7 protein-coding genes and 1 pseudogene are annotated in these 8435 nt (G+C 69.4%); 6 read left to right on the forward strand and 2 right to left on the reverse strand.

Annotation, left to right across the window (positions count from 1 at the left end; genetic code table 11):
- The 4 genes and pseudogenes from VFZ20_RS28870 to VFZ20_RS28885 all read left to right on the forward strand — a co-directional run.
- A pseudogene (locus VFZ20_RS28870) lies at positions 1-724 on the forward strand (hypothetical protein); the annotation flags it as partial.
- A gap of 48 nt (positions 725-772) precedes the next feature.
- A complete protein-coding gene (locus VFZ20_RS28875; protein WP_329687436.1) occupies positions 773-1348 on the forward strand; it encodes a hypothetical protein in 576 nt (191 codons plus the stop codon).
- Between the two features lie 268 nt (positions 1349-1616).
- Positions 1617-2435, forward strand: a complete 819-nt coding sequence (locus VFZ20_RS28880; protein WP_329687437.1) for an RNA methyltransferase — start codon at positions 1617-1619, stop codon at positions 2433-2435.
- Positions 2436-2628: 193 nt separating this feature from the next.
- Complete coding sequence (locus VFZ20_RS28885; protein WP_329687438.1) at positions 2629-3141, forward strand: plastocyanin/azurin family copper-binding protein; 513 nt, start codon at positions 2629-2631, stop codon at positions 3139-3141.
- A gap of 182 nt (positions 3142-3323) precedes the next feature.
- Here VFZ20_RS28885 and VFZ20_RS28890 read toward each other — a convergent pair whose 3' ends face one another.
- Entirely contained in the window at positions 3324-3620 is a 297-nt protein-coding gene (locus VFZ20_RS28890) for a metal-sulfur cluster assembly factor (RefSeq protein ID WP_329687439.1), read from the reverse strand.
- 184 nt (positions 3621-3804) lie between these two features.
- On the opposite strand from VFZ20_RS28890, the gene VFZ20_RS28895 reads away from it, so the two are divergent.
- Both VFZ20_RS28895 and VFZ20_RS28900 read left to right on the forward strand, forming a co-directional pair.
- Positions 3805-4911 (forward strand): ATP-dependent 6-phosphofructokinase, encoded by a 1107-nt coding sequence (locus VFZ20_RS28895; protein WP_329687440.1) that lies wholly within the window; start codon positions 3805-3807, stop codon positions 4909-4911.
- 279 nt (positions 4912-5190) lie between these two features.
- Positions 5191-6546: a sensor domain-containing diguanylate cyclase gene (locus VFZ20_RS28900; protein ID WP_329687441.1), complete on the forward strand. Its 1356-nt coding sequence runs from the start codon at positions 5191-5193 to the stop codon at positions 6544-6546.
- A gap of 186 nt (positions 6547-6732) precedes the next feature.
- Here VFZ20_RS28900 and VFZ20_RS28905 read toward each other — a convergent pair whose 3' ends face one another.
- Entirely contained in the window at positions 6733-8187 is a 1455-nt protein-coding gene (locus VFZ20_RS28905; protein WP_329687442.1) for an ATP-binding protein, read from the reverse strand.
- Positions 8188-8435: the final 248 nt, after the last annotated feature.

Here is an 8435-nt window from a genome sequence, read left to right on the forward strand (position 1 = left end):
GACCATGTCCGACGGCTACGTGCCGCTGGACCGGCTGATCGAGGTCGCGGCGGGGCTGGGGGTGACGGTGGGGGTGGCGGACCACGTGTCCACGCGCAACCTGGACCGCTTCGTCTCCACGCGGCAAAAGCTGGACGCGTACCTGGACGCACTGGAGGACGCGCCCGTCTTTCGCTCCGGCGAGTTCTGCTGGTGCGACGACCTGTGGCACACGCTGCCGGACGACGTGATGGACCGGTTCGACTACCGCGTGGGCTCCAACCACGGCTTCAACCTCCCCGGCGGGGGGATGGGCTCGCCCTGGTGGGAAAAGCTCCCGCCGGAGTGGGCGGACCGTCCGCAGGCGCTCATGGACGTGATGGTGGACGAGCTGTGCCGGATGGTGCGCAGCATGCCCGTGCAGATCGCCGCGCACTCCACCCTCACCCCGCCGGCCCTGTACGAGATGGAGGACGACGTGGACGCGTGGTGGACGGACGCGCGCGAGGAGCGCTACGTCCAGGCGCTGGCCGAGAGCGGGGTGGCGCTGGAGATCAGCAACCGCTACCGTCTCCCGCACGACCGGCTGCTGCGGCGCGCGCTGGACGCCGGGGTCCGGTTCTCGCTGGGGAGCGACGGGCACGGCATTGAGCAGGTGGCGCGGCTGGACTGGGCGGCGCAGACGGCGCGGCGGGTGGGGGTGACGGACGCGCACCTGTTCGTGCCGGAGCGGCGGCGGCGATAGATTGGAAGCGGATTGCGGCGGGACCAACCGGGACAAGGGGAAAGGGACGTGATGGGACGCGACGACGACGCGGTGGGGCCCACGCCGCGGGACGAGTGGGAGCGGCCGGCGGAGCTGGGGCACGTGCGCGAGCCCGCGCCCACGGAGGCGGGACGCCCGCGTGACACGGCGCCCGCGGGCGACATCCGCGTGACGCCTCCGGGCGGGGCGAACGCCTCCGCCGGCGAGACGGACGTCGAGAAGCTGCGGCGCGACCCGGGCTCCATCCGCGCGGACGACACGGAGCCGTACATCGGCCTGCAGTACGTGGCGCGGCTGTTCAAGATCGTGGCCCTGATCGTGGTGGTGGCCATCATCGCCGAGGTCGTCGCGGGCTTGATGTACGAGGGGATCGGTGCTGGCTTCAACCTCTTTGCCGAGGTCATCCAGGGCGGCGTGCTGGCGGCCATGCTGTGGGGCGCGGGCGACCTGACGCTGCTGTTCATCGACGTGGGCCACGACGTGCGCGCCGCGCGGGTGCTGCTGGGCCGCATGTCCGCGCGGATGAACGCCGACCCGGGTTCCATGCGCACGGCGCGCCGCGAGGGCCGCGACGGGCGGGGCGGGGACCTGCCTCCCGCGTGAGGGAATAGGGAACAGGGAATAGGGAATAGCCTGCGGATTCCTTTGATCCGCTTGCTCCCGCGCACCCGGACCGTCTACCTTGCCGAACGCATCCACCCCATCGCGGAGTGGATGCGTTTTCGCGTGAAAAGACCGAACTGCATTCTCACGCAGAGGGAGCAGAGGCAGCAGTACTTCAAAAGCAGTTGCAGTACTCTGCTGCCTCTGCTCCCTCTGCGTGAGATCAATCTGTTGCTGTTGTTCTCGAAATCAGGCGAGCGAGAGAAAGATGGCGGAAGGATTCGAGGCGGCGGAGCCGGGCGGCGGACGGAGCGCGCTGGAAGGCATCGTCGTGGTGCTGTGGCAAACGCAGGACTACGTGAACATCGCCGGCACCATCCGCGCGATGAAGAACTTTGGCCTGTCGCGGCTGCGGCTCATCCAGCCGGAGCTGTGGGACCCGTGGCGCATCGAGGGCATTGCCCACGGGACCGAGGACGTCGTGCAGCGCACCGAGATCCACGACTCGCTGCTCTCCGCCCTGGGCGACTGCAGCTACGTGGTGGGGATGACGGCCCGCGCCCGCCGGGCCAAGCGCGCCGTGGCTCGCCCCCGCGCCATCGCCCCCGAGCTGCTCACGCGCGCCGCCCAGTCCGTCGAGGGGCAGGCGGGGCCCGTGGCGCTGCTCTTTGGGCGCGAGGACCACGGGCTGAGCAACGAGGCGCTGGACCTGTGCCACCGTACGTGCATCATCCCCACCAGCGAGCACTCGTCGCTCAACCTGGCGCAGGCGGTGCTCGTCCTTGCCTACGAGCTGTGGATGGTGGCCGAGGGGATGGACCAGGGATTCCGCCCGCCGCGCCGTGACGTGGAGCCGGCGCCCATGGAACTGCTGGAGCGCCTGTTCGCGGACACCGAGCGCGCCCTGTGGACGGTGGACTTCTTCAAGAGCCGGCAAACGGAGTCCGTCATGCGCAGCCTGCGCGAGATCGTGCGCCGCGCCGACCCCGACGCGCGCGAAGCCGGGTTCCTGCGCGCCATGGCCATCGAGGTGGTAAAGTACGTGGGCCGCATGCGCGGCGGGGCGGGGGAGACCCCGGGAGAATGAAGGGGGAGCCAGCGCCGGATTCCTGTGGGGGATTCCCCTACCGGCCGGGGCCGCACGATCATCCGTTTTCCGACGCGGACGGGCGAAATCCCGGTATTGTAAGGGGATGGGCCCGGCGATAGATTCTTCGCGTGCCACGGGAGACGGCTCCGGGCACGGACAATCAGGCAACCCGAAACAGCTGAATCACACGATGTCCATTCGCGATCTGAACAAGCTGCCCCTGGTGGCGCTTCTGGCCCTTGCGGCCGCGTGCGGCGGCGGCGACGAGCAGGCCGCGCCTGCGACGGAGAACAGCACCCCCGCCGCATCGGGCACCCCGACGGTGGAGATGCCCCAGGGCAACACCGTGACCCCCACCGCGGGCGCCACGGCCACGCCGGATGCCGGCGGCCAGGTGCACGAGGTGCAGATGGTGACCACGCAGGGCGGCGCCTCCGGCGAGTTCCAGCCCAAGACCATCACCGTCAAGAAGGGCGACGTGGTCCGCTGGACCATGGCCGCCAGCGGCATTCCGCACAACGTCTCGTTCTCGCAGGGCGACAACAACCCCGCGGGCTTCACGCCCCCGGCCGACAGCCCGCTGTACACCAACGCCGGCGAGACCTACGAGCTCAAGATCGACATGGCCCCGGGCACGTACAACTACGCCTGCGTGCCGCACAAGATGATGGGCATGACCGGCACCATCACCGTCACCGAGTAACCTCGGCCCGACGGGAAGCAAGGAAGGGAGCCGTCCCCCCGGGGCGGCTCCCTTCTCTTTTTCTGTATCTGTCCTTTACTGCTTTCTCACGCAGAGCCGCAGAGGCGCAGAGAACCGCCTGCCCATGCCACAGACCGCAGTTGCAGGCTATTCCCTATTCCCTGTTCCCTATTCCCTGCAGTTCAAAGCCCCAGCGCCGCGCGGATCGTCGGCGGAATGCGCTCCGCCGTCCAGGGCGGCGAAAACGTGAGCTCCACCTCCGCCTTCTCCACCCCCGGCACGCCCTCCACCGCCTCGCGCGCCTGGTTCAGCAGCTCGCCCGCCACGGGGCACATGGGCGAGGTGAGCGACATCGTCACCTCCACGTTTCCGCCGTCGATGCGGATGTCGTAGATGAGCCCCAGCACCACCAGGTCCAGGTTGAGCTCCGGGTCCTTGACCTTGCGCAGGGCCTTCTTCACGTCGGCTTCGGCCACCATCTCCAGCTTCCTCCCCTCGGGATTTTCGGGTGCGGCGCCATACGCCGCGGCTGCCCGGACCATACCCGCGCGGCGCCGCCCCGTCAACCCGCTGCCACGTCCGGTCGCTTGCCGGTGCGGGGGACGGGCGTATCTTGCCTTCCCCTGATCTGTCCCGACGATCATCCACGCGACCCCGAGGACGATGACCGCCAGCAGCCTGCCGCAGGTTCGCCGCATCGCCATCAACACCGGCGGCGGCGACGCGCCCGGCCTGAACGCCGTGATCCGCGCCGCCACCCTGGCCGCCCTGCACGAGGGGTGGGAGGTGCTGGGCATCCGCCGCGGCTACATGGGCCTCCTGGAGGGCGACGTAGACGGCGAGCCGGGCGTGTTTCCCCTCACGGCCAACGCCGTGCGCGGCATCACCCACCTGGGCGGCACCATCCTGGGGACGACGACGCGCGGCAACCCGTTCGGCCTGGAGGTGCGCCAGCCCGACGGCACCTGGGGACGGGTGGACCGCAGCGACGAGATCGTGCAGCGCTGCCGCGAGCTGGAGATCGACGCCCTCATCGCCATCGGTGGCGACGGCTCGCTCAACATCGCCCACGCGCTGTACCAGAAGGGGCTGCCCGTGATCGGCGTGCCCAAGACCATCGACAACGACCTGCGGGCCACGGACGTCACCTTCGGCTTCCAGACGGCCGTGGAGGTGGCCACGGACGCCATCGGACGCCTGCACAGCACGGCCGAGGCGCACCAGCGGGTGATGGTGGTGCAGCTGATGGGGCGGCACACGGGGTGGATCGCCCTCCAGTCCGGGCTGGCCGGCGGCGCGGACGTGATCCTCATCCCCGAGATCCCGTACCACCTGGACCGCATCGTGGAAAAGGTGCGCGAGCGTGACCGCAGCCGCCGCCGGTTCAGCATCATCGTCGTGGCCGAGGGCGCGCGCTCCGCGGATGGTGAGGCCAGCTTTGCCGACGCCAGCGGCCGCTACGGGGGCATCGCCGACCGGCTGGCGGCGGAGATCGGCGCGGCCACGGGCAAGGAGACGCGCTCGCTGGTGCTGGGACACATCCAGCGCGGCGGCGAGCCCATCGCCTACGACCGCAGCCTGGCCCTGCGCTTTGGGGCCGCGGCCGTGCGCTGCATCCGCGAGGGAAGCCTGGGGACGATGGTGGCGCTGCAGGGCAACGACATCCGCGCCGTGCCCCTGGGCGACGCCGTGCACGACCTCAAGCGCGTGCCGCCCGACAGCGAGCTGGTGACGACGGCGCGCCAGCTGGGCGTGAGCTTCGGCGACTGACGCCGCGCCGCAATTTGCGAGATTCCCCGCGATCCCCGCCGTCCAGCATGTGACGGCGGGGATCGCGTGCGTTCGGGGACGACGGCGGATGTCGCGGCGAGGCCGGGTGAAATCGCCAAGTGGACGCCAAAGTGGCCGATTTCGCGCGGGTGGCCCTGATTTCGCTCTGGCACTTGTCCATCGCGGAACGATCCATGCTATATTGTGGTCGCTTTGTAGCAGCTTGTATCAGCAGGCGTCCGCCCCGGGACGACTGTGCCGGACACCCGTCTCACCCCGATGCACGCACCCATGGAAGCGCCGGCGCGGCCCAGGCACGCGCGGGAGGGCCACGCGCCCGATCCCGCGGCGGTTGCGCTGGCGTTCGCCTCCGTCCCCCTGTCCGGGACGGCGGCGGAGTGCGCGCAGGGGTGCGTGGAGGCCGTGCGCGCGCTGACGGGCGGCCCCGCGCGGCTGGAGGTGCCCACGCGCCCCGTTCCCCTCTCCGTGGGCGACGCGCCGGCGGGGCTGGTGCGGGTGGCGGGCTTTACGGCGCCGGGGGGCGAGGGCGCCCTGCACTGCGCCCCGTCGGTAGAAGGGTGGCCGCGCGCCAGCCTGGACGCGCTGGTGGACCACGTGACGCGCGTGTGGACGCTGCAGGAGCAGCGGGCGTCGCAGTCGTCGGAGCTGGACCAGCTGCGCTTTCACCTGACGGCGCTGCAGCAGGTGGCGCGCACGCTGGCCGTGGTCCGCGGGGCGGAGGAGACGGAGCGGCTGGTGCTGGACTCGGTGGGCGAGGTGTTCTTTGCCTGGTGGGCGGCCCTGTACCACACGGACGGCGAGCAGTACACCTGCCGCGCCGTGCGCTCGCTGCGGGGCGAGTCGGTGGCCTACGCCATCCCCGCGCGGGTGGTGCGGGCCATCGCCGCGCCCGGCCAGCCGCCCGTGATCCCGCCGGAGGACGCGGAGATCCGCGACCACGTGCCGGCGGAGGTGGCCGTGGTGGCGCCCCTGGACTTTGGCGAGGGGGGCGCGGGGCTGCTCATCCTGGGCAAGCGGATGACGGACGCGCCATACGAGTCGCACGACCTGGCCCTGCTGCGGGCCCTGGCGGACTCGTCGGCCGTGGCGCTGCGCAACGCCGAGCTGCTGGACCGGCTGCGGGCGCAGGCCACCATCGACCCGCTGACGGGGTGCCACAACCGGCGCGGCTTCGACGAGATCCTGCAGATGGAGGTGGCGCGGGCCAAGCGCTACAACCGCCCGCTGTCGCTGGTGCTGCTGGACATCGACCACTTCAAGCGCATCAACGACGACTTTGGCCACGAGGTGGGCGACCACGCGCTGCAGCGGATCGGCCGCGCGGTGCGCCACACCTTCCGCAATACGGACAGCGCCTGCCGCTACGGCGGCGAGGAGTTCGCGCTGATCTTTCCCGAGACGCCCAAGGACGAGGGCGCCAAGCTGGCGGAGCGGCTGCGCATCCTGGTGGAGTCGCTGCCGCCCAACCCCGAGGTGCCGCGCGCACTCACGGCCAGCTTCGGCGTGGCGTGCTTTCCCGACGACGCCGAGACCATCCCGGACCTCATCCGCGCCGCCGACCGCGCGCTGTACCAGGCCAAGAGCAACGGCCGCAACCGTTGCGAGACGGCGTAGCGGCCGCGTCCTTCCCGGCTCCCTTCCTCTTGATAGTTTCGAATTTTTTCTCGGCGCGGCTTTCGGATCACATAGCCGCGCCGGTCCTGCACAGGCGTATCGCGAGCGAGTATACGGCTGTTGGGGGCGGGGCCTCCCACGTAATGCCGTTCCAGTCACATGACCATCACATAAGAAACCGCGCGATTACGCCCAGTACGGAATGTACCGGGCATGCTTGCGCGACCGGTTCGTCGGGTCAAAGGGCTTGATGAGTCCAGCGTCCAGCGTATCGGCGATGATGCGCGACGCCATCGCGTAGTTCTTTTCCGCGATGTTGAACCGCTGGCGGAGCGTGGTGTTCGTCATCTGTCCATTGGAAACGTGCTGAAGCGCGGCGTGCTGGTAGCAGGCGCGCACGCGGTCCTCCCGGCTCATCTCGCTCATGGTGCGGGGTGCGAACAGCACGGCGCGGGTGTGGATGTCGTTCACCTGGAAGTCCGGCGCGGGTAGCTGGTACATCTCGGCCGTGGAGATCACCTTGTCGATTCCCGTGCCGCGCTCCTCGCATACGTTCAGGCGCCGCATCAGCGCGGCGAACGCCTCGTTGCGCGACCGGGGCGGCTGGTCGATGAAACGGGCCGGGTCGATCAGCGGAGTACCGGGATTCGTGATCTCCACGCGGTCGTCGAAGATCTCCACCATGGGCCCCGTCCCGCGGATGTACAGGTCCTGGTGGATGAGCGCGTTGGCAATGAGCTCGCGCACGGCGAGCTCCGGGTACATGGGCTCCACGCGGCGCAGTGCCCGGCCAATGTGCTCGTTAGTGGGAAGCTGCGCGTTCACGTACTCGATCATGCGCTCGAAACCCGCCGCGTACCCCAGCTCCTCCGTCCGCTCGCGCTGCGTCTCCACGCGGTTGCTGCCCCTGTAGACGACCACGCGCACGGCCTTTCGCCCGAGCCCCAGCCGTCCCAGGTCCCTGCCGAAGGCGATGCCCCCCAGGTTGGTCACGTCGTAGCGGCCACTGCCGCTGGGGTTGATGAACTGCTCGCCTTCCAGCCGCGCGAGGACCGCATCCCGGTCCGTGGGCGTGGGAATGGACATCAGCGCGAAGTAAGCGGCGTAGTCGATCAGCTCCAGGACGTCGTCGCCGCGAATGCCGGCCAGCGCCACCTCCTGCTCGAAAGGGATGCGCGAGAACGTCTGCCAGAGCACCCGCTCCTTTTCCGGGTAGTCGCGCAGCTTCTTCTTGTAGCTGGCGATCCGGATGTACTCTTCGCTCTTGAAGCGCACGGGAGTGTGGCTGGCGGCCGGGATCTCCAGCACCACCACCCGCCGTCCATCCACCGTGGTCTCATGGAAGCGGAAGTCGAGGCGTGGGGTGAGAAGGCGGGAGATCCACGGCTCCAGCTCTTCGTTGCCCACGCGCGTCTCACCCGGGCGAAAGGTGGTGCCCACGACGGCGTGCGTGCCGTTCTGCACACCCCACACGACGTACGCACGGACCTTTCCATGCAGCGCGGCCGAATTGGAGAGTGCCGAGATGTACTCCCCCACGTCCTCCGGCTCGGCGCGGCTCTCCTTGAACTCCACCCATTCCGTCTCGCCGGGCAGCTGCACCAGGTCCTGCACGAGCATCGAAAGTTCGGACTCGGTCACGTCTGGTCTCCGGGAAGATGCAGTACATGGTGGACGGCCTAAAGGTAAACAAAGTGTGAAATAAATCAACACCTCTCACGCCCTAACGTAGTCGATTCATCCGTCGGGACCGGCGGGCCCCGCACTTTGCGCATGCAGACGGGCACGGGGCTCGCTATCTTTCCGCGCCCGGAAGACAAGGCTCACCAGACACGCGGATCGGCGACGTGGAGATCACCCCCAAACAGCGCGCGCACCTCAAGTCCCTG

Source organism: Longimicrobium sp. (assembly GCF_036280135.1).
Classification (GTDB): domain Bacteria; phylum Gemmatimonadota; class Gemmatimonadetes; order Longimicrobiales; family Longimicrobiaceae; genus Longimicrobium.